General features: G+C 49.1%; 21 protein-coding genes. 8 read left to right on the top strand and 13 right to left on the bottom strand.

From position 1 onward, the window contains the following. Window positions 1-18 precede the first annotated feature (18 nt). A complete protein-coding gene (gene dapC, locus HMY34_RS15450) occupies window positions 19-1,212 on the bottom strand; it encodes a succinyldiaminopimelate transaminase (RefSeq protein ID WP_202716338.1) in 1,194 nt (397 codons plus the stop codon). A gap of 80 nt (window positions 1,213-1,292) precedes the next feature. After that, window positions 1,293-1,643, bottom strand: a complete 351-nt coding sequence (locus HMY34_RS15445; RefSeq protein ID WP_202716337.1) for a YajD family HNH nuclease — start codon at window positions 1,641-1,643, stop codon at window positions 1,293-1,295. 196 nt (window positions 1,644-1,839) lie between these two features. Here HMY34_RS15445 and HMY34_RS15440 point away from each other — a divergent pair, with 196 nt between their 5' ends. From HMY34_RS15440 to HMY34_RS15430, 3 genes are read left to right on the top strand one after another with little or no spacing between them, the layout of a single operon-like run. After that, window positions 1,840-2,988: an alanine--tRNA ligase-related protein gene (locus tag HMY34_RS15440; protein ID WP_202716336.1), complete on the top strand. Its 1,149-nt coding sequence runs from the start codon at window positions 1,840-1,842 to the stop codon at window positions 2,986-2,988. Beyond that, window positions 2,975-6,094, top strand: coding sequence for a GAF domain-containing protein (locus HMY34_RS15435; protein WP_202716335.1), 3,120 nt, complete (start codon window positions 2,975-2,977; stop codon window positions 6,092-6,094). Before HMY34_RS15440 ends, HMY34_RS15435 begins: the two co-directional genes overlap by 14 nt. Next, window positions 6,094-7,482: a hypothetical protein gene (locus tag HMY34_RS15430; protein ID WP_202716334.1), complete on the top strand. Its 1,389-nt coding sequence runs from the start codon at window positions 6,094-6,096 to the stop codon at window positions 7,480-7,482. Before HMY34_RS15435 ends, HMY34_RS15430 begins: the two co-directional genes overlap by 1 nt. A 73-nt stretch (window positions 7,483-7,555) precedes the next feature. Here HMY34_RS15430 and HMY34_RS15425 read toward each other — a convergent pair whose 3' ends face one another. The 3 genes from HMY34_RS15425 to HMY34_RS15415 form a co-directional block, all read right to left on the bottom strand. Next, window positions 7,556-8,002: a DUF29 domain-containing protein gene (locus tag HMY34_RS15425; protein ID WP_202716333.1), complete on the bottom strand. Its 447-nt coding sequence runs from the start codon at window positions 8,000-8,002 to the stop codon at window positions 7,556-7,558. A 12-nt stretch (window positions 8,003-8,014) separates the two neighbouring features. Further along, window positions 8,015-8,455 carry a hypothetical protein gene (locus tag HMY34_RS15420; protein ID WP_202716332.1) on the bottom strand — a complete coding sequence of 147 codons (441 nt, stop codon included), beginning with the start codon at window positions 8,453-8,455 and terminating at the stop codon, window positions 8,015-8,017. Between the two features lie 76 nt (window positions 8,456-8,531). Then, window positions 8,532-9,614 (bottom strand): Fic family protein, encoded by a 1,083-nt coding sequence (locus tag HMY34_RS15415; protein WP_202716331.1) that lies wholly within the window; start codon window positions 9,612-9,614, stop codon window positions 8,532-8,534. Between the two features lie 158 nt (window positions 9,615-9,772). On the opposite strand from HMY34_RS15415, the gene HMY34_RS15410 reads away from it, so the two are divergent. The 3 genes from HMY34_RS15410 to HMY34_RS15400 are packed head-to-tail and all read left to right on the top strand — an operon-like array spanning window position 9,773 to window position 14,576. Next, on the top strand, window positions 9,773-10,411 hold the full coding sequence (locus HMY34_RS15410) for a TetR/AcrR family transcriptional regulator (protein WP_202716330.1): 639 nt from the start codon (window positions 9,773-9,775) through the stop codon (window positions 10,409-10,411). Continuing rightward, window positions 10,411-11,487 carry an efflux RND transporter periplasmic adaptor subunit gene (locus tag HMY34_RS15405; protein ID WP_202716329.1) on the top strand — a complete coding sequence of 359 codons (1,077 nt, stop codon included), beginning with the start codon at window positions 10,411-10,413 and terminating at the stop codon, window positions 11,485-11,487. The genes HMY34_RS15410 and HMY34_RS15405 overlap by 1 nt, the downstream gene beginning before the upstream one ends. Continuing rightward, window positions 11,484-14,576 (top strand): efflux RND transporter permease subunit, encoded by a 3,093-nt coding sequence (locus HMY34_RS15400; RefSeq protein WP_202716328.1) that lies wholly within the window; start codon window positions 11,484-11,486, stop codon window positions 14,574-14,576. The genes HMY34_RS15405 and HMY34_RS15400 overlap by 4 nt, the downstream gene beginning before the upstream one ends. On the opposite strand, the gene folK is transcribed toward HMY34_RS15400, so the two are convergent. The 6 genes from folK to pssA all read right to left on the bottom strand — a co-directional run bounded on the left by folK (window position 14,555) and on the right by pssA (window position 20,156). After that, window positions 14,555-15,052 (bottom strand): 2-amino-4-hydroxy-6-hydroxymethyldihydropteridine diphosphokinase, encoded by a 498-nt coding sequence (gene folK / locus HMY34_RS15395; RefSeq protein ID WP_202716327.1) that lies wholly within the window; start codon window positions 15,050-15,052, stop codon window positions 14,555-14,557. The two genes, HMY34_RS15400 and folK, sit on opposite strands and share 22 nt — an antisense overlap. Beyond that, a complete protein-coding gene (gene pcnB, locus HMY34_RS15390) occupies window positions 15,049-16,359 on the bottom strand; it encodes a polynucleotide adenylyltransferase PcnB (protein WP_202716326.1) in 1,311 nt (436 codons plus the stop codon). The genes folK and pcnB overlap by 4 nt, the downstream gene beginning before the upstream one ends. Before the next feature lie 122 nt (window positions 16,360-16,481). Continuing rightward, the gene (gene rimI, locus HMY34_RS15385) at window positions 16,482-16,949 is read right to left on the bottom strand and encodes a ribosomal protein S18-alanine N-acetyltransferase (RefSeq protein ID WP_202716325.1); all 468 of its coding nucleotides are present in this window, start codon (window positions 16,947-16,949) and stop codon (window positions 16,482-16,484) included. After that, on the bottom strand, window positions 16,933-17,499 hold the full coding sequence (locus HMY34_RS15380; RefSeq protein ID WP_228287882.1) for a uracil-DNA glycosylase: 567 nt from the start codon (window positions 17,497-17,499) through the stop codon (window positions 16,933-16,935). Before HMY34_RS15380 ends, rimI begins: the two co-directional genes overlap by 17 nt. 207 nt (window positions 17,500-17,706) lie before the next feature. Further along, window positions 17,707-19,257: a 2-isopropylmalate synthase gene (locus HMY34_RS15375; RefSeq protein ID WP_202716324.1), complete on the bottom strand. Its 1,551-nt coding sequence runs from the start codon at window positions 19,255-19,257 to the stop codon at window positions 17,707-17,709. Window positions 19,258-19,373: 116 nt separating this feature from the next. Further along, the gene (pssA, locus tag HMY34_RS15370) at window positions 19,374-20,156 is read right to left on the bottom strand and encodes a CDP-diacylglycerol--serine O-phosphatidyltransferase (protein ID WP_202716323.1); all 783 of its coding nucleotides are present in this window, start codon (window positions 20,154-20,156) and stop codon (window positions 19,374-19,376) included. A gap of 243 nt (window positions 20,157-20,399) precedes the next feature. Here pssA and fnr point away from each other — a divergent pair, with 243 nt between their 5' ends. After that, window positions 20,400-21,152 (top strand): fumarate/nitrate reduction transcriptional regulator Fnr, encoded by a 753-nt coding sequence (gene fnr, locus HMY34_RS15365; protein ID WP_202716322.1) that lies wholly within the window; start codon window positions 20,400-20,402, stop codon window positions 21,150-21,152. A gap of 28 nt (window positions 21,153-21,180) precedes the next feature. Here fnr and hemN read toward each other — a convergent pair whose 3' ends face one another. Then, complete coding sequence (gene hemN / locus HMY34_RS15360; protein ID WP_202716321.1) at window positions 21,181-22,566, bottom strand: oxygen-independent coproporphyrinogen III oxidase; 1,386 nt, start codon at window positions 22,564-22,566, stop codon at window positions 21,181-21,183. A 373-nt stretch (window positions 22,567-22,939) separates the two neighbouring features. Here hemN and HMY34_RS15355 point away from each other — a divergent pair, with 373 nt between their 5' ends. Next, complete coding sequence (locus HMY34_RS15355) at window positions 22,940-24,148, top strand: glycosyltransferase (protein WP_202716320.1); 1,209 nt, start codon at window positions 22,940-22,942, stop codon at window positions 24,146-24,148. Here the strand turns inward: HMY34_RS15355 and HMY34_RS15350 are convergent. Further along, entirely contained in the window at window positions 24,132-25,043 is a 912-nt protein-coding gene (locus HMY34_RS15350; protein WP_228288058.1) for a LysR family transcriptional regulator, read from the bottom strand. The two genes, HMY34_RS15355 and HMY34_RS15350, sit on opposite strands and share 17 nt — an antisense overlap. Between the last annotated feature and the right edge of the window lie 153 nt (window positions 25,044-25,196).

The raw sequence follows: 25,196 nt of genomic DNA, 5'->3' as shown, positions 1-25,196 counted from the left end.
CATATTTTTAGGAAATATTCAAAGGGTTTCAACGACGCGCCGGATACGTTCCGCCGCTTCAATACATTCATCCAACGGGGCAACCAAGGCGAGGCGCACTCGCCCCGCTCCCGGATTCATCCCGTTCGCCTCCCGTGACAAATAACTGCCGGGAACAACGTTCACATGCGCTCGTGCAAACAATTCACGGGTAAATATTTTGTCATCCACTGGCGTTTGCGGCCACAAGTAGAAACCTGCCGCTGGTTGGGAAACGTCCAGCACCGACGCGAGTATCGCCATCACCGCCGTGAATTTTTCCCGATACAACGCTCGGTTGGTTTGCACATGGGTTTCATCCGCCCATGCCGCAGCACTCGCCGCCTGAAACGGTGGCGGCATTGCACAGCCATGATAGGTGCGGTACAGCAAAAATTGTTTGAGGATTTCCGCATTGCCTGCCACAAAACCGGAGCGCATCCCCGGCGCATTGGAACGTTTCGACAAGCTATGAAATACCACACAACGCTTCCATGCCGTATTCCCCATCTGCGCAGCGGCCTGCAATAAGCCCGCTGGTGGCTGGGTTTCATCGGCATACAGTTCGGAATAGCATTCGTCCGCAGCGACAATAAAGTTATAGGTTTCCGCGAGTTGCAGCACTAATTGCAGCGTTTCCAACGGCATGACCGCCCCCGTGGGATTACCGGGGCTGCAAATGTAGAGCAATTGGCAACGCTGCCACACCGCTGCGGGTACGGCGGCAAAATCGGGGATGAAACCATTTGCAGCAGTGCAATTCAGAAACACGGCTTCTGCCCCGGCTAGTAACGCCGCACCTTCGTAAATCTGGTAGAAGGGATTGGGCATCACCACCGCTGCATCGCCAGTGCGCGTTACCACGGCTTGCGCGAATGCGAACAGTGCTTCGCGTGTACCATTCACGGGAATGACATGCTGTTCCGCATCCACCGCGCCCGCCGGAAGTTGAAAACGTTGTGTCAGCCAAGCAGCAATGCTGTCGCGCAACGCTGCCGAGCCTTTGGTGAGCGGGTAATTGGCTAAACCACCCAAATTTGCCGCAATCGCTTCATGAATGAAAGCAGGGGTTGGGTGCTTGGGTTCCCCCATTGCCAACGAAACCGCAGGCAAATCAGCGGGGCTGATGCCTTGCAGCAAGGTGCGGATGCGTTCAAACGGGTAAGCTTGCAAGCGGGCAAGATCAGGATTCATGGCGCGTGACTATCCCAAATTGGCTGAAACGCCAGAGTATACCGGAAAACCCAAAAGCGTCACAAACTCCAGCAATCGCGCTATTTTTTCTGCATCTTCGCTTTCAAATCGGCAAACGGGTTATGCGTTGCGGCGGCGGGGCCACTGGTTCCGGCAGAACCGCCACGCTCGGCTTCGATTAACTTTTGATGTTCATTATCGTGGCAATACAAGCACAACAGTTCCCAGTTGCTGCCATCCTGCGGGTTATTGTCGTGGTTGTGATCGCGATGATGCACGGTCAATTCGCGCAAATTGGCGTGCGTGAATTCCCGCGCACAACGCCCGCAAATCCACGGGTACAGCTTCAACGCTTGTTCGCGGTAGCCTTTGGCGCGTTCGTCGGCATTTTTACGTGCATTCAGTACAATTTTGGCGTGGTCGGCCTTCATGGTGGTTCCTCTTGTTAGTGGATGATTGGGCTATTGTATACAAATTTGGGCGGGTAATTCTCGTTTTGCCAACGGCAACATAATGCATGAAATGCTATGGTAAAATTTACACAGACTTGCTATAAACGCAAGTGAGGGCATTTGCTTTAATTTTACGTGGGAATTTTTCCCGCAACCCGATTAGGGACTGGTTTACATGAATTCAATACCGCGTACCGCACTGGACTGTCAGGCTATTAGCGAGGCTTTTCTTGCCTTGCATGAGCGGGATGGCTTTGCCCGTTTACCACCCTCTTCGCTATTACACGATTCGGTGCCGATGTCATTTGTGATGAGTGCTGGGCTGATTCAGGTCGAAAATGATCTGGACGAAATTGTGGCAGAGACCGGTGGCAAGTTTGCGTTTACCCAACCGTGTTTTCGCCACTTTGATATGCAACAAGTCGGGGCTGACCCAACGCGCTTGAGTTTGTTTCACATGTCGGCGGCGTTTCATATTGGCTCGACTGAACGGGAAACGGTGTTGCCGCGTTTGTGGTATTTCCTGACCGAGGTGTTGGGGCTGGAAAAAGAACGGTTGTGGATTACCTATCTGGATGATGCGGAATTTGGGCGGGACGAAGCGAGTTACCAATGCTGGAAAACGTTGGGGATAGCGGAAGAACGGTTGGTGGGGCTGGGGCAGGAACATTGCTTCTGGCGGCAGCGTTCCACTGGGCAGATTGCCAGCGATGGCAAGAAGTGCGGGCCGCATACCGAAGTGTTTTATGAGCGGGATGTGGCTTGCCCGGCTTGTAAGAATCGTGAACAGCCGCTTGGGAATTGTCGGTGTGGGCGGTTTGTGGAGATTTCTAACTCATTGTTTATCGAGAACTATATTGATGACAATGGGAAATTGATTGCGGCGGGGACAGTGTTTGCGGAATGTGTGTTGGGGCTGGAGCGTACTGAAATGGTGTTGCGGGGATTGCCGAGTGTTTACCATGTGCGGCGGTTTGATCAGTGGCGCGAACAAATCTGTATGGGTATTTCCTGTCCTGATCTATCCCAGCAACAAGCACTCAATATCACCCTCGACCATCTGTCAGCCTTTGTGAAGCTCACTAAGGATGGTGCACCTGCACCGGGACAAGGTGGGCGTAAATACATCATGCGTAAGTTGGCACGGGAAGCAATGAATCAGTTGCTGCAATGCAAACTGGATGTGCTTTCTCTAATGAATGCCTTGATGGAAGATCAGGATCAGAAATCCCTTGCCCTACTGCAAGAAGAATATGTACGTTTCAACAGACACGTACAACTTGTCAATAAAAACACACGGTACGTGAGTCATGACTACAGATAATCAAGATAAGCAACAGCAGGATAATGATACTTTGTGGGATATTGTTTCCGATATTGTTGATCAACTTCAGTTTGCCACTGAAACAGCCAAATCTTCTGCGGAGCTTATTCAGAAACTCTTAACCGTTGATCAATTCCCCGGTATCAGCAAGGAAGAGTTGTCGATTGTTTATTGCGAGTATGGCACACAAGACTACAGATTGATTGTCGATGCTGGGAATCAGGTTAATAGCACTAGCAGTTCATCGGGTATTTTTGATGTTACCAATTCAGCCATTCGGGATGTCGCTATCAAATTTCTGAAACCAGAAGACTACCCTTGGTTTAAGACCAAAGCTGACTGTAGCAATGCAGGTTTCGACGGCTTTGGCACTGTAATGATTGTACCCATGCGCTTAGGACGTTATCGGCGATTAGGGGTATTCATCATTCACAGCAAAGAAGAACATGCTTACAGCACACGTATTCAGCGCATTATGGATGTGCTAAGTGATCGGCTTGCGGCTTTGATACGTTCACTGCGCCGACACTTACGAGATGAACTGACCTATAAACTGCGAAATGAACTCTTGGGACGTTTAGCATCCCGTCAGCGAATGTTCGAGAGTGAGGGTGAAATACTCAAACAAGTTTTGGAACACCTGAAGATTTGGTATGACTATGACCGCATCTATTTTCTCATGAAAAATCCGTTGGATATTGAAACCTACTATCAGGCAATCGACGAAAATGGAGAGGTTCACCCCAATTTCCGAGCAACAAAAGTACTCGAACAAGCAGTATTGCTTCAGATTATGGGAGGAGAAGACAATCTCAACAGATTAAAGATGCTTCCCTCTGATATTCCCAATGAAGGGATGGATGCGCTGCATGGAATCATCATTGATGATACGGCTAAATTATCGGGTTTTCTTGCAGAGTGTAAATCTTGGTTGGGTGTGACAATGCATCACCCGGATGGTTATGTGTTTGGACATATCATCCTACACGACACCGAAATGCCTTACGCTTACGATAAGGACGATCTGCGGTTCATGGATGCCATCGCTGACTTCATGGGATTTTTGTTGGCAGAATACCGTTCCAAGCAGAAAAAAGCAGTGATACAGAAAATTTCATCACTGCCTTTGACTAAACCAAAAGCACTTTATGAAACAGTAGCTGCGTATCTGCATCGCCTTTATGGGGTAGAACATTTCCAGATAAGAGCCATTGAGTCCTCATCAATGGAATGGAAAATAGTCTGGTCTATAAATGAAGATGAAAACACTTCGCGTCACTCTCTCGAAAATGATACTCACAATATAATTGACAAATTTGCAAACGAAAATAGAGTTCGGGAAAATTATGGGAACGAACCGTTAAAACTTTCTATTGGGAAGAAAAACTATCTTGTCACTCCCATGCGTGCAGGAACACTAGAAGAAAATTGGCGTGTTATCGGGGCATTCGTTATACCGGCTAATAATCCCGGTAGGATAGCCTCAAACGTAATTGACGAAGTTTCCGACGCTCTAGGTAATCGTCTAAGCAGCCATCATAGCCAACAACGTTATGAAGAGCTGACGGCGTTTGTTAATAAGGTTAATAGCCTGTCATCAGCTAATTTGACACAAGAACAAGTTCTAAAAATCGCTCATGAATACATCAAAAAGGTGATGTTCTCAGAAAATGTGTATATCGCCTTATATGATGAAGTGGAAGATAATATCTCCTTCCCGTTAATTTACCAGAATGGTAAGGTGTGGGCGGAGATGCATAACCAGAAACGGAAAATTGACCCAACTAAGCTAGGTCGAACAGAAGTCATTATCCGCGACAAAAAGCCTTTGTTCATAAAAACCAAAGCTGACTCCCTTGCTTGGTATGCCAAGCCAAATCATAAGGAACATGCAGGTAAGCCACTAGCTTCTTGGATCGGTGTACCTATCTTTACTGCCGCTAAGGGAAAAGAACAAAAGGTTCGTGGGGTGATTGCTACCTACCATGATGAGCTTGATCATGTTTACTCGATTCGGGATGTATTCTTTCTGCAAAACATGGCTGGTGCTGTGTCTGGATTGTTTCGGCTGTTGGAATTAAAGGAAGTTAATCAGCACTTGGAGGAGGAAATAGCCAACAACACTGCGTTAAACCGACAAATTGCTAATCAACAAGAAATCATTTCAAGTTACTTGGAACGTAACCGGCTTAAAGACTCAACACAAAAAACGATTACAGATATAAACTTAATATTCAGACGCCTTGATTTTTTCGCAAAAGACATCGAGCGTTACCAAACGCCGAAAAGCATAGAAAAGCTTCTGTCCTTGGTCGAGCAAGGCAAACAAAGCATTCAGAATTATCAACAATCCATAAAAATAAATACAACAGAATGCGAGGAAGTTTACCTTCCTGAATTAATCCACAATATCATTTATAATGAAGTGATTCCAGAAAATTTGCGCATTAAGATAGATGCTGGCTCACTTGAATATTACCAACTAAAAAGTAAAATTGACTATAAGGCAATAACACAAAGTTTATATATTATAATATCCTATATAATATCAGAGGCATACAATAAAAAAGATGGCATCTCATTAATAATTAGCTTTAGCATTGAAGGCAAAGATATTGTGATTGATATTTTTTCCGAGAATATTGACTTGATAGATGCTAATGGCTTTCATATAACACGAGTTCGACAATTGTTAGCTGAACGTCTTGGCTCTATACTCATAATAGATAAAGAGATTAGTACCGCAAGAATTATCTTAAAAAATCAACAGCCAGATAAAAAAGCATTACTAATTATTGATAGCGAGCTTTGGCGCGATACATTAAATGACCTGTTAACAACAAACAGCCTTAAGTGTGAAGTTTTTAATGAAACCAATAATTATAATGATTTTTCTGAATTTTTATTAGTCATGATTGATGAGACTTCTTATAAACGACTAAATCAAGAAATGTGCAAAAATGATACACCGACAATTATTGCAATTTTAATTGATGATGAAAAAAACTACTATCCATATCCAAACTGTTTAAAACGACTATATAAAACCGATGAAAGCATACAGGAACGCTTTACCAATTTACTAACCGAATGGGGAGTTAGATAATGCGGGAAGAGACAATTTCCCTAGTGTTTATTGAAAATGACAATACTATTCTCTTTTATAAAGAAATCAATATCATTTTCCACTCTTTTATCAAAGGAATTCTTGAAAAGGAATTGGAAAAAACTGCAACAGACGTGAGTTATGGTGGATTTATTATTGTTGCCAGATTCATGCATAGTCATAAAATTTTAGATAAAATATTTTCTAGTGATGCTTTGTTAAATAACATCAGAGGAGAAATTGCTGAAATACGTGGTAGAAATATTGCTTTGAGTGACAGTAATATAAATGATGAAGAGTATATCTACGAAGCAGATTGCTTCATTGGAGGCAATAGAAAGCTACAATCTTCACAAGAAAACGTAAAAGGAAGAGTAATAATTACGGATCAGATTTTTTTCGCGAGATCAAAAAAAATAATAAATCAAGAGGCAAAAAACAAAGACATTTTTTACCTAGATGTATATATAAATTGCACGGAGTTTATAGGGCGTTTATATAAAGAAAATATGGGGCATGTTATTATAAATAAGAAAGATCAAGATTTATCATGCTATTCTGAAGTCATTGATGCAATGCCGATGGTCAAAGTATGTAATGTCCCTTTTGTAAAGACAATAACCAAAATAACATATAAAGAAATAGCAAACAGTCGCGATTCCAATCGTTATATACCAGAAGAAAAATATTATTATATGAGAAAATTTATGTCGGATGGAGAAGTTGAGCTAGCTAGCGACTCCATTCCAATATGGCTTAATGCTTTCCTTTACTCTCCGGTAATGTGTTTTTCTTATGGAGAAGACAAGAATATTCATGAAACTCTTGATGAAATAAATTACAGCCTACTAAAATACTTACCTTTTTCTAATTTTTATAAAGACAAAAGAGACAGTCATGCATTTAGAAGATTAAAAGATATCATAGATGTTATTAAGCTAGCTGACGTGGTAGTTGCCGTCATTAATAGGAAATATCTTGAGTCATTTCATGCGATGGATGAGATTTTTGATCTTTACGAAAAACATAAGACAGAATATGATAAATATCAATATATTGGACTTATACCATATATCATGGATGATGCTCGTGAAGTTATTTTTGATGGCAAGAATCTTGAGAATATAAAAAATACATGGAATTTACATTGTGGATCACATAGCCTAAACAGCACACAAAAAGACAAAGCATTAAAGATTAAAGACAACTTTGATGAAATCATTCAATTTTTCAGAGATGTATACAATCACTTGCCGGAAGAAAAACATCGAGAAAATGGTTATAGAGTACTAGCATGGGCAATATATAGGCATCTGGTTGATCATGTAGAGTGCGATGTCTATGACGACATAAGATGTTATGATGACTTCCCAAAAATAACTACGTGAATTTTTACCAAGAATTTAAATTTATTAATATTCCTGATGGATTTTGATCTTTTCCATCTTAAGACTTTCCACTTTACTCCACCGCCTCCGGCCAAAACTCCGCATCCAACATCTGCCCATAAGTCCACGGACATTCCGCCGGAAACACCTTACGCGGCAATCCCGTTTCACCCTCAGCATCATCCAACGCCAAATCATACGCCCGCCCGATAATCTTCTCCAATTCCGGTTTCAACCCCGGATTATCTTCCATGTGAAACGCAATCTCTTTACGCTGTGTTTTGATCGTCTTTTCCCAACTGCGCCGCCCGATATAATGCGGCTGGTGCTGCCATTTCAACAAGTGCATCATCAATACCCGTAAACGGCTCAACAATTCCCGACGTTCACGCGCATTCATAATTTGCAGTTCCTCAACTAAATGCTCACGATCAAGCTGATCAAAATCACCGGCTTGCAATAACTTAGCCTGTTCCAATGTCCAGCCATAAAAATCGGTTTCATATGCAATTGCACCCATGATTTAACCCTCTTAAACCCACCATTTCGCCAGCGCCACCAATGCCAACATCCCCAAATAAAAAGGCCACACTGCCCACGACAATAACGCATCCCAAAAAGTAGTCGGCAACGCCCCCGTCGCCTTAACCCGATACAACTCACTCAACGGCAAATTACCCTGATGCAAAGCATCCAAAAACTGGCTATACGCCCCCCGAAATTGTTTTTCGAGCGCAAGGTAATACGCATCCAAAAACCAGAACAAAATCACCGGAACAATCACCAACGATGCAGCATCAATCAGCCCCTTTTCCGCCACCAGCACCAGAATCGCCGACACCAAGCCCAATGCCCACTTCTTGCACTCGGCACTATTCGCCGCCATCCGATTAATAATGCCTTGGTACATGTCGATATGTTTCATCACCGCCGGGGAGTCCGGCTGCAATCGTGTTTGTGTATTTTCCAACATCGTTTGTCTCCTACCGTTTTGACAATAATAGCAGACTTGCCCACACCTTGACGCTGTCTGACATACCCAACAAAAATCAAGTCAATGTCCCCAACACCCCACCACCCTGCACATACCCCAACAACTCGGCGTAACGCGGCGCAGTTTGCCGGTACGCCGCCACAAACGCCTCTGCCAGAAACGCATGTTGCCCCCGCTCATAAAACGCCAACAACCCAAACATGTAATCCCGCTTGCGCAAATCGGTAAACGAAAACGGCGCAAGGCAGTTTTTCAACAACGGGATATTCATCGCCAGCCGTGAAGTGCGCTTATTGCCATCCTGAAACGGTTGCAGATACGGGATAAACGTCATGCTGAAAAACGCCTGTTCGTAAGGGTCAGCAATAGCACTCCCCTTACGGCAAAATTCCTCAAACGCCTCGTTGAGCAGGTACGGATTATCGGGCGGCAAATAACGGCTATCAGAAAACCGTACAACCCAGCTACGCAATCTGCCAATCGCAGCAGTTTCTGCAATCAATCCATCAGCAATCAGCGAGTGTAAGTCAGACAAATCCCACCGGGAAAGGTGCATATCACCCGCATGGGTCGTTAGGTGATTGATCGCTGCTTTATGGTTCAGCACGATACGCAATTGCGTTTCATCCAACCCATCGGGGCGTTCGCCAAATTCCAGCAAGGTCTTGGTATCAAGCCATGAAATCGGTACATTTTCCAGATTGGAGGAGGCATGTGCCAAATCAATCAATAAGGTAGCAATCAAACGGGTGTAGTTTTTGCCTAGTTCCGGTTTGCCACTACCCGCAATATTGCCTACTTGCATCAGTTCGGCACGTTGTGTGGCACTTAACAAAAACGTCTGATTCGGTTGATAATCATCCAGTAATTTAGGGTTGTATGAAACTGGCAGGCGCTGTTGGGGCGGGCGACTCAAATCCCAACGCAAGTAAACCGCCGATGATGGATTCAAGCGATAGGTACGGGCGCGGGTTGGAGCATCAGGCAGCAATAAACCAATACCGACCATCACCGTCAGATCACGGAACAAGGTAGTACGCCCCACTTCAATATGGGGCAACAAATCCCCAACATTCAAGGTGACACTAGGATTTTGTAAAAATACGCCAAGAATAGTTTGTTGCCGTTCGGTTAGCATCGGAAAGACCTCTGGTAGCTCACACGTCACATTGTTGCAAACATTGATTCATGGCTGCAACAATCTCTGCAACAATGCAGCATAATCAAACAACACACTCGACAACTGACTACGGGTCATTTACAATCTTCACAAACAACTGACCAGCAGTCATTTACATGCAAATCCGTGCCACCAACCCCGAAGACAAGGAACTGCGCCGCGAAGCTATCCTTGATACTGCCGAACAGCTTTGGCTCACCCACCCTGAACGCATGTGCAATGTCGCTGACATCGCCACCGCCGCAGGGCTTGCTAAAGGCACGGTCTACCTGTATTTCCGCAGCAAGGAAGAGCTATTCCTTGGCATTCACGAGCGCCATAATGCTACATTTTTTAGCCGTTTAAAAGCACGCGCCCAACAATCGCCTCCGATGACCATAGACGATTTGTTCAGCATTCAACGGCAATTTCTGCTGGATTTCCCCGCCTTTCTACCGGTTGCTACGTTGTGCCATGGCTTGTTGGAACGCCAAATTCCACTTGATATTGCGTTTGCCTTTGAACAGCGCACCTTCACCCAATTAGCCGAAGTCGTCACCGCACTGCGCGACCATTTCCCACAAGCCACGCAAGCCCTCATGCTGCAAAGCTATGCGTTATTGATCGGTTTATGGCAGTTGCTGCGCCCGACACCCCTGAAAGAACTGATGAAAGAGCGCTCACTGCTATGCGCTTGCACCGACGATTACTTACAAATGCTCGAATCCGCCCTGACATCCCTTTGGCGCGGCGCACTCACCCCGGAGATTCATTGATGAAACCCACGCTATTATGGTCAAGCATTGCACTTCTCCTTACACTGAATGCCTGTCAAGAGCCAGAAACCACCGCCAGCGTCATCCGCCCCGCCCAAGTTTGGACGGTCACTGACACGCATACCGCTAACACCCTAACCTTTTCTGGCGAAACCCAAGCACGCCTAGAAGCCGATCTCGCTTTCCGTGTCGGTGGCAAAGTCATCAAACGCCACGTCGACCCCGGCGATACCGTCAAAGCTGGGCAAGTCCTCGCCAGCCTCGACACCGCTGACGTCGCACTGAATCTCAGCAGCACCCGCGCCAATCTCGCCGCCGCAGAAGCCGATCTCACCAATGCCCAAGCCGAATTAACCCGTATCCGCGAATTGCACCGCCAGCAATTCATCGGACAATCTGCGTTAGATAACGCCCAAGCCGCCCACGATGCCGCCCAAGCGCGAGTCACCGCCGCCCAAGCCCAACTCAAACTCAGCGGCAATCAAGCAGGCTACACCGAACTCGTCGCGGACAAAGACGGCATTATCACCCAAGTCCACACCGAAGCGGGGCAAGTCGTTGCGGCTGGCACGCCCGTGGTTCACATTGCTTACGCAGGCGAGCGCGAAGTCCACATCCGTGTCGGTGAAACCACCGCACAAACCTTGCAAACCGGCACACTGACTGACATTACCCTGTGGTCACAGCCGGATAAAGTCCTGCAAGGCAAAGTACGCGAAATTTCCCCCGCCGCCGATGCCACCCGCAGTTTTCTGGTCAAAATCAGCCTGCTGAATCCCCCCGATGGCTTGCGTTTAGGTGTCACCGCCGATGTCAAGCTGCCCATCAGCGCCACGCAAGCCGCACGTTGGTTGCCCGCATCAGCACTGTTTCAGCAAGCGCAACAAACAGCGGTGTGGGTCGTCGGCGCGGATAATCAGGTCACATTACGCCCCATCACCGTGCTGGCGTATCAGCATGACGGTATTAGCATTAGCGACCTACCCGTCGGCACAAAAGTGATTGCGGCTGGGGTTCACAAACTCAATGCTGGGCAAGTGATCAACCCGATTCCTTACGATGGGGCAGGCTCATGAGCAGTTTCAACCTCTCGGCTTGGGCGTTACGCCACCGCAACTTTGTTTTATACCTAATGGTACTCACCTTAGGGCTGGGTGTTTTCGGCTACACCAAACTGGGGCAATCGGAAGACCCGCCTTTCACTTTTAAAGTCATGCTGGTGCAAGCCTATTGGTCAGGCGCAACCGCACAGGAAATCGAGTCACAAGTCACTGAACGCATCGAAAAAGTCATTCTTGAAACCGCGCATGTCGATATTGTGCGCAGCTTTTCCCGCCCCGGCGAAACCAATATCTTCGTTATCGCCAAAGATGATGCGCCTTCTGCCGCCATGCCCGATATGTTTTACGACATTCGCAAACGGGTGAATGACATGCGCCATACCTTGCCACAAGGCGTGGTGGGGCCACTGTTCAACGACGAATTCGGGGAAACTTACGGCAATATTTTTGCCCTGACCGGCGACGGTTTCAGCTTTGCGCAATTGCGTGACGCAGCGGATGGCATTCGCAAAGAACTGCTATTGGTCAAAGACGTGGCAAAAATCCTCAGCATTGGCGAACAAGAAGAGCGCGTCACCATCACCCTTGCCAACAGCAAACTGGCAAACCTCGGCTTTAGCGTGCAACAACTGGTCGATGTGCTGCAAGCGCAAAACGCCATCGCTGCCGTTGGCGCTTACAATACCGCTACCGACCGCATTTATGTGCGCCCAGCCGGTACGTTCAGCGACCTTGAAGACATTCGCAACTTACCGATCACGATTGGCAATCGCACTCTGCGCTTGCATGAAGTCGCCGACGTCACACGCGGCTATGCCGACCCGCCCCATTCCACCTTCCGCTATCAAGGGCAAGAAGCCTTGGGGATTGGGATTTCCATGCGCAAAGGCGGCGACATTATTGCGCTGGGGAAATCGCTGGATGCGGCACTGGTACGCATCGAAAGCCAATTGCCGGTCGGCATGGAATTACACCGCGTCAACGACCAGCCCACGGCGGTGAAACGCTCCATCAATGAATTCCTCAAAGTCGTGGCGGAAGCGGTGATTATCGTGCTCGCCGTCAGCTTTTTGAGCTTGGGAATGCGAGCTGGGGCAGTCGTGGCTCTTTCGATTCCGTTGGTATTGGCAGCCACGTTTTTCGTCATGCACTTATTCGGGATTGGTTTACACAAAATTTCACTGGGGTCGCTGGTACTCGCGCTGGGTTTGCTGGTGGATGATGCGATTATCGCCATCGAAGTCATGCTGGTGAAAATGGAAGAAGGCTGGGATCGGGTCAGAGCCGCCAGCTTTGCCTACACCACCACCGCGTTTCCAATGTTGACGGGGACGTTAGTCACTGCCGCCGGGTTCTTGCCGATTGCCACCGCGCAATCCTCCGTGGGGGAATACACCCGCTCGATTTTTGAAGTGGTCACAATTGCTTTGGTGATTTCGTGGTTTGTCGCGGTGATCGTGATTCCGTATTTGGGGTATAAGTTGTTGCCAGAAAGACAACACCAGCATCACGAATCCAAACTTGCCACGCGCTTCTATCGCGGATTTCGCGGCTTGATCAAAGCCTGCGTCGCTTACCCATTAATCGTTATTGTGCTGACAGTGGCGACCTTTGCCGGGTCAATTTTCATGTTTCAGTTCGTACAGCAGCAGTTTTTCCCAGACTCCACCCGCATGGAATTGGTGGTGGATTTAAAACTGCCCGAAGGTTCTTCACTGCAAGCCACCGAAGCCGAAACCCGCAAGCTGGAGCAATACCTCGACACCCAACAAGAACACATCGAAAACTTTGCCGCGTATGTCGGCAATGGCGCACCGCGTTTCTATCTGCCGTTGGATCAACAACTGCCCTCCCCCAGTTTTGCGCAATTCGTGATTACCACCAAAAGCATCGCCGACCGCGAAGCCTTGCGCAGCAAACTCATTGACCTGTTGGACAATAGCCCCACGTTTGGCTTGGCTCGTGGGCGGGTGATTCGTTTGGAAAATGGCCCGCCGGTTGGCTACCCCGTGCAATTCCGTGTATCGGGTGACGATTTGTGGCAATTGCGCGAACTCGGCGAACAAGTCGCCACCGTCATGCGTGCCAATCCGCACTTGGTGAATGTGCATCTCGACTGGAACGAGCGCAGCAAAGCGATTCGCCTGAAACTCGATACCGCCAAAGCCATCAGCCTTGGGGTAACGCAATCCGCGCTCTCGCAATTGCTGCAAAGCACCTTGAGCGGCACACCGATTGGCGAATTCCGCGAGCAAGATCAAACCATCCCGATTCTGTTGCGCGGAACGGAAGGCGAACGTGATTTGCTCTCGCGCCTTGCGGGGCTGAATGTACCCACCAACACCGGCAATACCGTTCCTCTATCGCAACTGGCAACCATCGACTACGTGCAGGAAGAAGGCATTCTCTGGCATCGAAATCGCACCCGTACCATAATGGTGCGCGGCGATATTTACAGCAAGATTCAAGCACCCACCGTGACCACGGAAGTTGAAGCGCGTTTGGGTGAAATTCGTGCCAACTTGCCACTGGGCTACAAGCTGGAAATCGGCGGCGCGGTGGAAGAAAGTGCCAAAGGCAATGAATCCATCGGCGCAGGTTTCCCGCTTTTCATCGTGGTAGTGCTCACGCTGCTGATGATTCAATTACAAAGTTTCCAGCGCGTTATTATGGTGGTGTTGACGGCACCGTTTGGCTTGATTGGGGTCACGCTGTTTTTGCTGCTGTTTGATCGCCCGTTCGGGTTTGTTGCCATGCTGGGAACGATTGCGCTTTCCGGCATGATTATGCGCAACTCGGTGATTTTACTGGATCAAATCGAGCGCAATATTGACGCGGGGTTTGTGCCGCGTGAAGCCGTAATTGAAGCGGCGGTAGTGCGTTTCCGCCCCATTATGCTCACCGCCCTCGCCGCGATTTTGGCGATGATTCCCTTGTCGGAAAGCGTTTTCTTTGGGCCAATGGCGATTGCGATTATGGGCGGCTTATTGGTGGCGACAGTGCTAACGCTGCTGTTTTTACCGGCGCTGTATACGGTGTGGTTCAAACTGAGCAAAGGCAAAGCGGCGTTTAATGAAACCGTTCAACCGAGCGTGAGTGGATAAAGATCATCACACGCCAATGCCGCCCGGCAAGCGGACAAACTGCGCCCATCCGGTAACACTCGATGCGGCGCAAGATCCAGCAAGGGTAGCACCACAAACGAGCGTTCACCGATACCGGGATGAGGAATTCGCAAATCAGGCGTATCAATCATCGCATCGCCGTACAGCAATAAATCGAGATCAAGGGTACGCGGTCCCCAACGCAAGGCCGCATTCCGTACCCGCCCGTGCGCCCGTTCCACTGCGAATAAGGTTTGCAATAAAGCGTGGGCAGGAAGCTGCGTCAGTACACCCGCGACCGCATTCACATAATCCGGTTGATCTTGCGGCCCCATCGGTTTGCTGGTGTAAAAGCGCGATACGCCCCGCAATTCCACGCCTTCTGCGCCCGCCAAGTGTTTCAGTGCCGAGTGCAAATTCGCCACCGGATTACCCAGATTGCTGCCTAAACCAATGTAGCAAAGCACTGGCGTCATGAAGCGGATTTGATCACAGCGTTAGGTTTGCGGCGTTTTTTACGGCGGCGCAAACTGCCTTTGATTGCCGCGCCTTTGCACATGGCTTCGCGCTCTTCGTGCGTAGCGCTCTGGAACGCCGTCCACCATTCCGCATCATCATCGACTGGCTCACCGGCTTCAGCGCGTAAGCACATGAAATCATACGCCGCCCGAAAACGCGGATTGGTAAGCAAGGTCGTAGCACGGCGAATATCACGGTAACGGAAACGCGACTGCAATAACCAAATTTCGCGGGTAATATTGCTGTAACGGCGCGGCACGGCGGTAAAATCCACCTGATCGTGCAAGGCATCGCCGGACGCCTGCGTCATTGCCTGAAGTTCCGGCATTCCGCGTGCCTGCAATTCTTCAGCCACCACCGAAACTTCATGCCACAACAATACCGCGTACAAAAACGCGGGCATTACCGATTTGCCTTCTGCCAAGCGCTGATCGGTATTCTGTAGCGACAACGTAATCATGCGCTCGAAATTGCCGGTGTCGTCGTCTTCAAGGCTTTCGTAAGTCAGCGGCAATAAGTATTCCAGCAAATTGTATTCACGCAATAACCGGAAAGTGTTCCAACCACAACCGCTGTGCAGCAGCTTAATGATTTCATCGAACAAACGCGCCGAAGACACGCCTTCCAGCAAAATCCCCATCGGACGTACACACGCCAAGGTGGCGGGTTCAATTTCAAAATTCAATTTTGCCGCAAACCGCACCGCCCGCAACAACCGTACCGGGTCTTCACGAAAGCGCTGTTCGGGGTTGCCCAGCAAACGGATTTTGCCGTTACGCAAATCATCCAAGCCGCCGACAAAATCCAGCAACTCATCGCTAATCGGGTCGTAAAACAACGCATTGATGGTGAAATCACGCCGCCACACGTCCTCTTCCAACGTACCATAGACATTATCGTGAATAATGCGCCCGGCATCGTTAACCTTACCGCCATCCTCACTGTCATCGTGGGGTGCGCGGAACGTCGCCACTTCCAAATAATCGCGCCCATAATAAATGTGCGCTAACCGAAAACGTCGCCCAATCAAACGGCAGGAATTGAACAAACGCCGAATCTCTTCAGGGTGCGCACTGGTCGCAATATCAAAATCTTTCGGGACTAAGCCGAGCAATAAATCTCGGACACAACCGCCCACTAAATAGGCTTCGTAACCCGCTTTTTGCAAACGCCGAATCACATCTTTGGCACGCCCGCACACTTTATCAGCGGGGATATGATGCACGGCGGGCGGCACATGCACCGCGTTGTCTGGAGTCAGCATTGCGACTGACCTTTAAAATTCCGTTTTACCCACACGTTTACTCAAGCTCCTGCCATAAAAGTGGCAATAATACTACTACGAAGCGCCAATACACACCCTATCCGCAATTTTTTTACAAGACCTTAGAACAGGGTTTTTGCCATGACAATGCCATCTTCACGCCCAAATTCGGTCTGGTAATAGCCTTTCCGCAGCCCGACCTCATTAAAACCCGCATTCAAATACAAGTGAATCGCCGCAAAGTTTGACTGACGCACTTCCAAAAAACAGGTTTCGGCATTGAATGTACCCGCAATATGTTCCAGCGTTTTCAGCAAACCACTGCCCAAACCTTGACCTTGCTGCTCAGGCGCAATGCAAATATTCAGCAAATGCATTTCATCCAGCACAAACATCAGCATGGCATAGCCTTGCAACCGCCCATCTTGCTCATATAACCAACCGGAATAGCCGTGTTTTAAGCAATCGCTGAAAATAGCGCGTGTCCAAGGGAAGGGATACGCCCGCAACTCCAGCGCCATGACCGCATCCAAATCGTTCAAGGTCATGGGGCGTAGCGGTAAAAAATCCGGTTCAATGGGTTGGAGCATGACGGGCGAAGACCTCGCGGGCAAACAGTAAATCCTGCCAAGCTTTACGCTTATCAGAGGGTTGGCGCAATAAATACGCGGGGTGATACGTGACCACGACCGGCGTACCGCTAACCGGCGCACGGTGTTCTTGCCCGCGCAAACGCGCCAAGGGTGCGGTGGTTTGCAACAGGTTTTGCGCAGCAATGCGCCCGACCACCAGAATCAATGAAGGGTTCACCAACGCAATTTGGCGCTCTAAGTAACCTCGGCAATTGGCGGATTCGTCGGCTTGCGGGTCGCGGTTATTCGGTGGGCGGCATTTAAGCACATTGGCGATATAGACGGTTTCACGCGGCATCCCGATCGCCAGCAACATATTGTTGAGCAATTGACCGGCTTTGCCCACGAACGGCTCGCCTTGGCGGTCTTCTTCCGCACCGGGGGCTTCGCCGATGATCATCCAAGCAGCTTGTTGATTGCCAGCGCCGAACACGGTTTGGGTGCGGGTTTTGCTGAGGGCGCAACGGGTGCAGGACTGGACTGCGGTGCGGAGGTCTTGCCAGCTCATGTGGGAACAATCAAGAGAAACCCCTCCCAACCTCCCCTTATCAGGGGAGGAGAAAGAATCTATCTCCCTCGCTCCCTTCCCTGATAAGGGGAGGGTTGGGGAGGGGTTTTCTTCTGGGAGCAATGGAATAGATTGGGTTTTCGGCATCCACACCGGAATTCCCATGGCCTGCATGTAGCGATGGCGTACCTGCAAATCCACCCGCGCTTATACTCCCTGATGGTGCTGGGGGTGTTCGCGCAGCGCTTGGCTGGCGAGTTTGTTCCACGCATCCACATAGGCTTTGGCGGAAGCGATGACAATATCGGTATCCGCACCGTGACCGTGGATAATGCGTCCACCTTTATCCAAGCGTACCGTGACTTCGCCTTGCGCATCCGTGCCGCTGGTGATGTTGTTGACGGAATACAGCGCCAGCGTCGCGGTTTCCCCGACAATGCTTTCGATGGCTTTGTAGACCGCATCGACGGGGCCACCACCGATAGCCGTGGCAGTCTGTTCTTTGCCGTGGGCTTTTAGGGTAACGCTGGCGTTTGGTGCTTCGCCGGTCGTGGAGCAAACATTCAACGCAATCAATTCATACGCCATCAATTCTTGAGCAGAACGCGCATCCATCATTAACACCATCAAGTCTTCGTCGAAGATGTCGTGTTTGCGATCAGCCAAATCTTTGAAGCGTGAGAAAGCGGTGTTGAGTTCTTCTTCAGATTTCAACACGATATTGAGTTCTTGCAAGCGGGTTTTGAAAGCATTACGCCCGGAATGCTTGCCCAACACGATTTTATTGTCTGACCAACCCACGTCTTGCGCCCGCATGATTTCGTAGGTTTCGCGGTGTTTTAATACGCCGTCTTGGTGAATGCCGGATTCGTGCGCAAACGCATTCGCGCCCACAATGGCTTTGTTCGGCTGTACCGGAAAGCCGGTGACGCTGGAAACCAAGCGCGACGTCGGCACAATATGTGTGGTTTCAATCCGGGTTTCGACCGGGAATACGTCGGGGCGCACCCGAATCGCCATGACCACTTCTTCCAAGGAAGCGTTCCCGGCGCGTTCGCCTAAACCGTTGATAGTACATTCCACCTGACGTGCGCCTTGCATCACCGCCGCCAAGGAATTGCCCACCGCCAAACCGAGGTCGTTGTGGCAATGTACCGAAAAGATTGCTTGGTCAGCGTTCGGAATATGCGCAATCAAACGCCCGACCATATCGCCAAACACCGAGGGAATCTGATAGCCCACCGTGTCGGGAATATTGATGGTACGCGCCCCCGCATTAATCGCGGCTTCGATTACGCGGCAAAGGAAATCGAACTCGGAGCGCCCCGCATCTTCACACGAAAATTCCACGTCATCGGTGTAATTGCGGGCGCGTTTCACCGCAAAGATTGCCTGTTCAACCACCTGATCGGGAGTCATGCGCAATTTGTTCTGCATGTGGATCGGTGAAGTGGCAATAAAAGTGTGGATACGCCCGGAATTCGCGGGCTTAATCGCTTCCGCCGCGCGGTCAATATCCTTTTCCAAAGCACGCGCCAAACCGCAAATGGTGCTGTCTTTGACAAGGCTGGCAATCGCTTTCACCGCCTCGAAGTCGCCGGGGCTGGCAATTGGGAAACCGCCTTCGATTACATCCACGCGCATTTTTTCCAACATCAACGCAATGCGAATTTTCTCTTCTTGCGTCATGGATGCGCCGGGGCTTTGTTCGCCGTCACGTAAGGTGGTATCAAAAATAATCAAACGGTCTTTGGACATGTTCCTGCTCCTAAACACGGCTGCGCACTGGTTTATTTAGCAACCGAAGTATCAATCTGAAAGTGGAGGTAATAATAGCGCGTGTTGCCGCGCTGGGCGTAAGAATTTACGCCGCTTTAAGCATCAACGCCTTTTTTACGCCGCTGAAACTTCCGCCAGCGCCGCCACACCCAAAACAGCGGCCCTGACAACGCATACAATAAAAACACCCCAAACAACACTTTAGGCGGATCAATCGTCGTCAATGCAAACACCAGCACCACCGCCAACACCACCACGAATGGCACACGATTACGCAGGTCAAAATCTTTGAAACTGTAAAAACTGATATTGCTCACCATCAGCAGCCCCACCGCTAAAGTCAATATCAAAGCCGGAATTTGCACATTACGCCCCATCACATCGAGGTCATGGAACACCCAAACCATGCCCACCATCACCGCAGCCGCAGCCGGGCTTGGCAAGCCCACAAAGAAACGCTTGTCGACTTTACCGATTTGCGTATTAAACCGCGCCAACCGCAATGCCGCACACGCCACGTAAACAAATGCGGCTAACCAACCGGCTTTGCCCCATGCAGCACCTGAGGTTTGCAAATGCACCAACGCCCATTGATACATCACCAAACCCGGCGCTACCCCGAAGGAAATCAGATCCGCCAGACTGTCGTATTGCGCCCCAAATTCCGTCTGGGTATTGGTCATACGCGCCACGCGCCCATCCAACCCATCCAAAATCATGGCGATGAATACCGCGATGGCGGCAGCTTCAAATTTACCCTGCATGGCGGCGACAACCGCGTAAAAACCACCGAACATTGCGCCGGTGGTTAACAAATTGGGCAGTAAATAAATACCCCTGCTGGGTGGTGCTTTAGCGTTTGGTTGTTGCTCTTCCACTGAATATTTCCGTTTAGCTACTTATAGATGCATAGTAGCCAGCATTGTGCCACAGTGGAATGCGTTTCTGTTACCACAACCTTCCAGTACACTAATGCGAATAAACGTGTACAATCCCAAGTCTAGGCGAACACGCTTGCATTGTTTTGATTTGCATCAAAAAATATGAATTTAGATGGCAGGAGAGGCCATCTCACCAAAACCAACCAATCCTTGGAACATCATCACCGCTTTGGATGACGCATGAAGACAGTTGCTTTACACAGTGCTAAAAAATCCGCCATTGCTTGCCATAATTGCAGTTTAAGTGAACTCTGCTTACCCCGTGGCCTGAACCGTGACGAGTTGGAGCTACTCGAAAACGCTATCAACAAAACCGTCAAAATCAAGAAAAAAGATTATTTATTTCACCGCGATGATCAGCAGCAATCCATTTATGCAGTGAAGGCCGGGGCGATCAAAACCTCGTTGTCGACCCCCGATGGCGAAGAACAGATTCTCGGTTTTTACTTACCCGGTGACTTGCTAGGCTTTGATGCCTTTGCTCGTGACCGCCACACCTGTGACGCGCAAGCCTTGGATGACACGCTGGTGTGTGAACTCAGTATGGATAATTTTCAGGAATTATGCGGCAAATTGCCCATTATGCGCGGGCAAATGATGCGCCAAATCGGTTCAGAGCTAGAACGCGAACAAATGCTTCTGCTGACGCTGGGGCAAATGCGTACCGAAGAACGCCTTGCCACCTTCCTTTCCAGTTTATCGGAACGCAATAAAGAACGTGGTTTTTCCAGCAACGAATTTAACTTACCGATGGCGCGTCACGACCTTGCCAACTACCTTGGCATGGCGGTGGAAACCCTGAGTCGCATGTTCTCGCGCTTGCAGGAAGAAAATATCATCGCCGTGCAACACCGCTTGGTCAAAATTGCCGACATGAACCGGCTCAAACAACTTGCGCACCATACCTGCCGACCCGCAGGCGATGTACTGTAACGCCGGTTGACTAACGCGGGCAGCGGGCTTAAATCACCCGCGAGAAACGTTGCTGCACGCTGTGTTTACGCATACTGGCATCAAACACCATGCAAATGTTGCGGATCAAAAACCGCCCGCGTGGGGTAACGTCGATGCCAGTTGTTGTCCATTGCAGCAAATTATCGCCAACCATTGGTTGCAATAATGCCAGTTCACGGCTGAAATAATCTGCAAACGTCAGGCTAAACAGCCGTTCCACTTGGTTAAAATTCAAGGTGAAGTGGCACGCCAGTTGTTGGATAATATAACGCCGCAATACATCATCATCATCCAAGGTTAGCCCTTTGATCACCGGTAAACGCCCCGCATCCAATGCCGCGTAATACTCTTCCAAGGTTTTGGCATTCTGGCTGTAGGATTCCGCGACACTGCTGATCGAACTCACCCCCATTGCCACCAAATCGCAATCGGCGTGCGTGGTATAGCCTTGGAAATTGCGGTGCAAAGTGCCTTGGCGCTGTGCGATTGCCAGCTCATCATCCGGCTTGGCGAAATGATCCATCCCAATGTATTCATAACCCGCCGCAGTCAAATGTTCAACCGCGAGTTGCATGATTTGTAACTTGGTTTCGGGTGAAGGTAAATCCGCCTCATTAATGCGCCGTTGCGGTTTGAACAACGTCGGCATGTGCGCATAATTAAACACCGAAATACGATCCGGCGACATTTCAATGATGGTATCCAAGGTCTGGCGGAAACTTTCCATCGTTTGAAATGGCAAGCCGTAAATCAAATCCACGCTAATCGACTTTGCCCCCTGCGCTCGACAAGCTTCGATAATCGACAAGGTTTGCGCAATCGGCTGAATCCGGTTGACTGCAATTTGCACCCGCTCATCCACATCCTGCACGCCCAAACTGAAACGGTTGAAACCGATTTCGCGCAATACGCCAATGGTTTCTGGCGTCACCGAACGCGGATCAATCTCGATGGAATAATCGCCTTCGTCCGTAATGTGCAGGGAAAAATGTTCGCGGGTTTTTTCCATCAACGCCCGCATTTCTGCATGGCTGAGGAATGTCGGCGTGCCACCGCCCCAATGCAATTGCTCGACAGTACGATCACGGTCATACAACTTGGCTTGCATCTCGATTTCACGGAACAAGTATTGCAAGTAAGTTTCCGCCTTCGAGTGATCTTTGGTCACAATCTTATTGCAGGCACAATAGAAGCATACCGTGTCACAAAATGGCACATGGAAATATAAAGACAATGGCAACGGAATCGGGTCTTCGTTGCTCATGTAAGCGTGCGCTTTGTACTCATCTTCAGTAAAAGGCCCGAATGCAACCGCCGTCGGATAAGACGTATAGCGCGGCCCCGCCGTGTCATAGCGACGTATCAAATCTGCATCAAATTGAATCGCACTCATACCAACCTCTTCTTTTAACCCAAAGCTAAGCAGTGCACATAATCGCTGTATCAGCCCTGCTCTGACAAGCACTTGAAACGAAACATTAAACTTAATTGACCTGTATCAAGAAATTGAAATTGGACAGATTGTAAACCACATAGAAAACGGGTGTAATGATTCTCGAAGGTTGCTGATGTCGATGTTTCGTTACCTCCTCTGAATCGGCGATCTTCAACGCTCTACATACCCTAAAGCACTTAGGCTCTCCTTCGGGAGAGCCTTTTTTTGCTGCAATTATCTGGCAAACACCCGCCTCTATCCTTCCGGTACTTTCCATCAAGCGCTATCTATCACACCATCCGACTCATACACATGAGAGAGAAGTTGCCTAATGACACACAACACGCAAAAAATTCGGGTCATCCACATTATCACCCGCTTAAACACTGACAATACCGACGGTGCGGCGATGATGTTATACAAACTCATGGCGCATACTGACCGCCATCGCTTTGAGCCGATAGTGATTTCACTCGATGGCGAAGCCGAACTCAGTAACCGCATCCGCGCACACGGCATTGATGTTTATTCACTGGATATGCACCACAATATCACCGCTGGTTGGCAAATTTTCAAACTGACACAACTGTTACGCAATTTGCAACCGGACATTATTCAAGGCTGGATGTACCACGGCAATCTCGCGGCATCACTGGCAAACTTATCCCTAGGCAACCACCATGCCGTGCTGTGGAACATTCACCACGCCCTGCCCGCACTCAATAAAGAAGCACGCACCACCCGCTGGGTCATCGAACTTGCCGCCAAACGTTCCAGCACTCCTGAACATATTATTTACAACACTTACCTGAGCGCTGATCAACACACCGCGCTTGGCTACGATGATCAGCGCAGTCTGGTGATTCCTAACGGCTTTGATACACAACTGTTTGCCCCCAATCACTACCAACGCAACGCCATGCGCCACAGCTTGGGTATTCCGGCGGATGCTTTCGTGATTGGTTTGTTTGCGCATTACCATCCGGTAAAAAATCATGCCTTGTTTCTGGAAGCAGCTCGCTTATTGTTGCCACACCAACCCAATGTCCACTTTATCTTGGCAGGGCGCGGGGTAACGGAAAACAACCCTAAATTGCAGTATTTACTGAATAAAATGCCCACCAAACAGAATCTGCACTTACTCGGTGGACGCAAAGATATTCCACACCTCATGAATGCATTGGATTTGTACACCCTAACCTCCAGCTATGGCGAAGGTTTCCCCGAAAGTGTTGCGGAAGCAATGGCCTGTGGCATCCCTTGCGTCACCACCGACGTCAGTGATCTCGCCAGAATCATCGGCAACACCGGACAATGCTTGCCAGTACAGGACACCACCCCCTCAGCACTGGCGTTTGCGTGGCTGGAATGGATGAATGCGGGGGATGCATGGCGGCAGGAAGTGGGTTCACGCGCCATGCAACGCATTCAACAGGGTTACAATATTCAAACGATTACCGACCAGTACCAGAAAACCTATCAACGTTTAGTTGAAGATCAACAGATGAGCCGAATGACGCTGGTCACACACCTTCCATAAAGAATTTTTCGTCGAACATCTCGATGAAACGCTTTGCCTGCGGGGTGAAAAACTTACCCCGCCGCACAATCAAGCCATAACTGCGCGACGGAAAATAGTCATTGAGCGGAACCGCTACGATTTTCTCGTGACCCGTCAGGCAAACTTCGGTCACGATTGAAATGCCCAAGCCCATTTCCACGTAGCGTTTGACGATTTCCCAGCCGCCCGCTTCCATTGCTACTGAATACGGCACTTCATGTTGGCGAAATACCGTATCCACCATCCGCCAAGTACTCATATTGCGCGGCGGCAAAATCAAACCATAGGGGCTAATATCATCCAGCGTCACTTTACGCTTTAACTCAGCCAAAGGATGGTGTTCCGGGGTAATCAGAATCGAACCGAACGCGGCAAACGGTTTGTAAACAATCGTTTCAGGAATTTGCAATAACGGGCCAACGGCTAAATCCACTTGATCTTCGAGCAGCTTTTTCATGCCGCTTTGCCCTTCGACATTGTGCAAGTTGATACGAATACCGGGGTAAGCGGCGCAAAAGCGCTCCAAATATTTCGGCAAAACATACAACGCGGTAGACTGTCCCACCGCAATATTCAACTCGCCCTGCTCCATTTTACCGAGACTGGCGGCAAAGGTTTCTTTGAGGGAATCAATCCCGGCGGCAATCGGCTGTACCAATTGGTAGAGAATCCGGCCTTCTGGGGTTAAACGCACACTAGGCCCACGCCGCTCCAGCAATTTTTCGCCCATTTCACGTTCAAGCGCTTGAATTTGTAGCGAAACCGTCGGCTGACTGATATGCAACTGATCCGCTGCATGGGTGATATTTTCCTTTTGCGCCACCACGCAAAAAGTCCGCAATAGCTTGTAGCGCGTTTGCTTGTAGTAGTGCATTGCCACGGTTATTTACCCTCCTCCATTATGTCATTATTGTGCAATACAATAGTAATAATTGAAACAATTGATTTTTTACAATGCATTATTTTCGGTATCTTACGCGGCAGCTAAGCACCCATTACGAGTGCTTATCTATGCTAACTGTGGTGC

The sequence above is a fragment of the Thiothrix subterranea genome (genome assembly GCF_016772315.1).
Classification (GTDB): domain Bacteria; phylum Pseudomonadota; class Gammaproteobacteria; order Thiotrichales; family Thiotrichaceae; genus Thiothrix; species Thiothrix subterranea.
The sequence above is the reverse complement of the archived record's forward strand: the minus strand, read 5'-3'. Positions and strand labels throughout refer to the sequence as shown.

Coding starts and splice junctions, on each gene's coding strand:
- HMY34_RS15400 (WP_202716328.1), top strand. CDS start 11,484: ATGAGCAGTTTCAACCTCTCGGCTTGGGCGTTACGCCACCGCAACTTT.
- dapC (WP_202716338.1), bottom strand. CDS start 1,212: ATGAATCCTGATCTTGCCCGCTTGCAAGCTTACCCGTTTGAACGCATC.
- rimI (WP_202716325.1), bottom strand. CDS start 16,949: ATGCTCCAACCCATTGAACCGGATTTTTTACCGCTACGCCCCATGACC.
- HMY34_RS15380 (WP_228287882.1), bottom strand. CDS start 17,499: ATGAGCTGGCAAGACCTCCGCACCGCAGTCCAGTCCTGCACCCGTTGC.
- HMY34_RS15350 (WP_228288058.1), bottom strand. CDS start 25,043: ATGCACTACTACAAGCAAACGCGCTACAAGCTATTGCGGACTTTTTGC.
- HMY34_RS15425 (WP_202716333.1), bottom strand. CDS start 8,002: ATGGGTGCAATTGCATATGAAACCGATTTTTATGGCTGGACATTGGAA.
- HMY34_RS15405 (WP_202716329.1), top strand. CDS start 10,411: ATGAAACCCACGCTATTATGGTCAAGCATTGCACTTCTCCTTACACTG.
- HMY34_RS15430 (WP_202716334.1), top strand. CDS start 6,094: ATGCGGGAAGAGACAATTTCCCTAGTGTTTATTGAAAATGACAATACT.
- HMY34_RS15415 (WP_202716331.1), bottom strand. CDS start 9,614: ATGCTAACCGAACGGCAACAAACTATTCTTGGCGTATTTTTACAAAAT.
- HMY34_RS15435 (WP_202716335.1), top strand. CDS start 2,975: ATGACTACAGATAATCAAGATAAGCAACAGCAGGATAATGATACTTTG.
- hemN (WP_202716321.1), bottom strand. CDS start 22,566: ATGAGTGCGATTCAATTTGATGCAGATTTGATACGTCGCTATGACACG.
- fnr (WP_202716322.1), top strand. CDS start 20,400: ATGAAGACAGTTGCTTTACACAGTGCTAAAAAATCCGCCATTGCTTGC.
- HMY34_RS15355 (WP_202716320.1), top strand. CDS start 22,940: ATGACACACAACACGCAAAAAATTCGGGTCATCCACATTATCACCCGC.
- HMY34_RS15445 (WP_202716337.1), bottom strand. CDS start 1,643: ATGAAGGCCGACCACGCCAAAATTGTACTGAATGCACGTAAAAATGCC.
- HMY34_RS15440 (WP_202716336.1), top strand. CDS start 1,840: ATGAATTCAATACCGCGTACCGCACTGGACTGTCAGGCTATTAGCGAG.
- HMY34_RS15375 (WP_202716324.1), bottom strand. CDS start 19,257: ATGTCCAAAGACCGTTTGATTATTTTTGATACCACCTTACGTGACGGC.
- folK (WP_202716327.1), bottom strand. CDS start 15,052: ATGACGCCAGTGCTTTGCTACATTGGTTTAGGCAGCAATCTGGGTAAT.
- HMY34_RS15420 (WP_202716332.1), bottom strand. CDS start 8,455: ATGTTGGAAAATACACAAACACGATTGCAGCCGGACTCCCCGGCGGTG.
- HMY34_RS15410 (WP_202716330.1), top strand. CDS start 9,773: ATGCAAATCCGTGCCACCAACCCCGAAGACAAGGAACTGCGCCGCGAA.
- pcnB (WP_202716326.1), bottom strand. CDS start 16,359: ATGCTGACTCCAGACAACGCGGTGCATGTGCCGCCCGCCGTGCATCAT.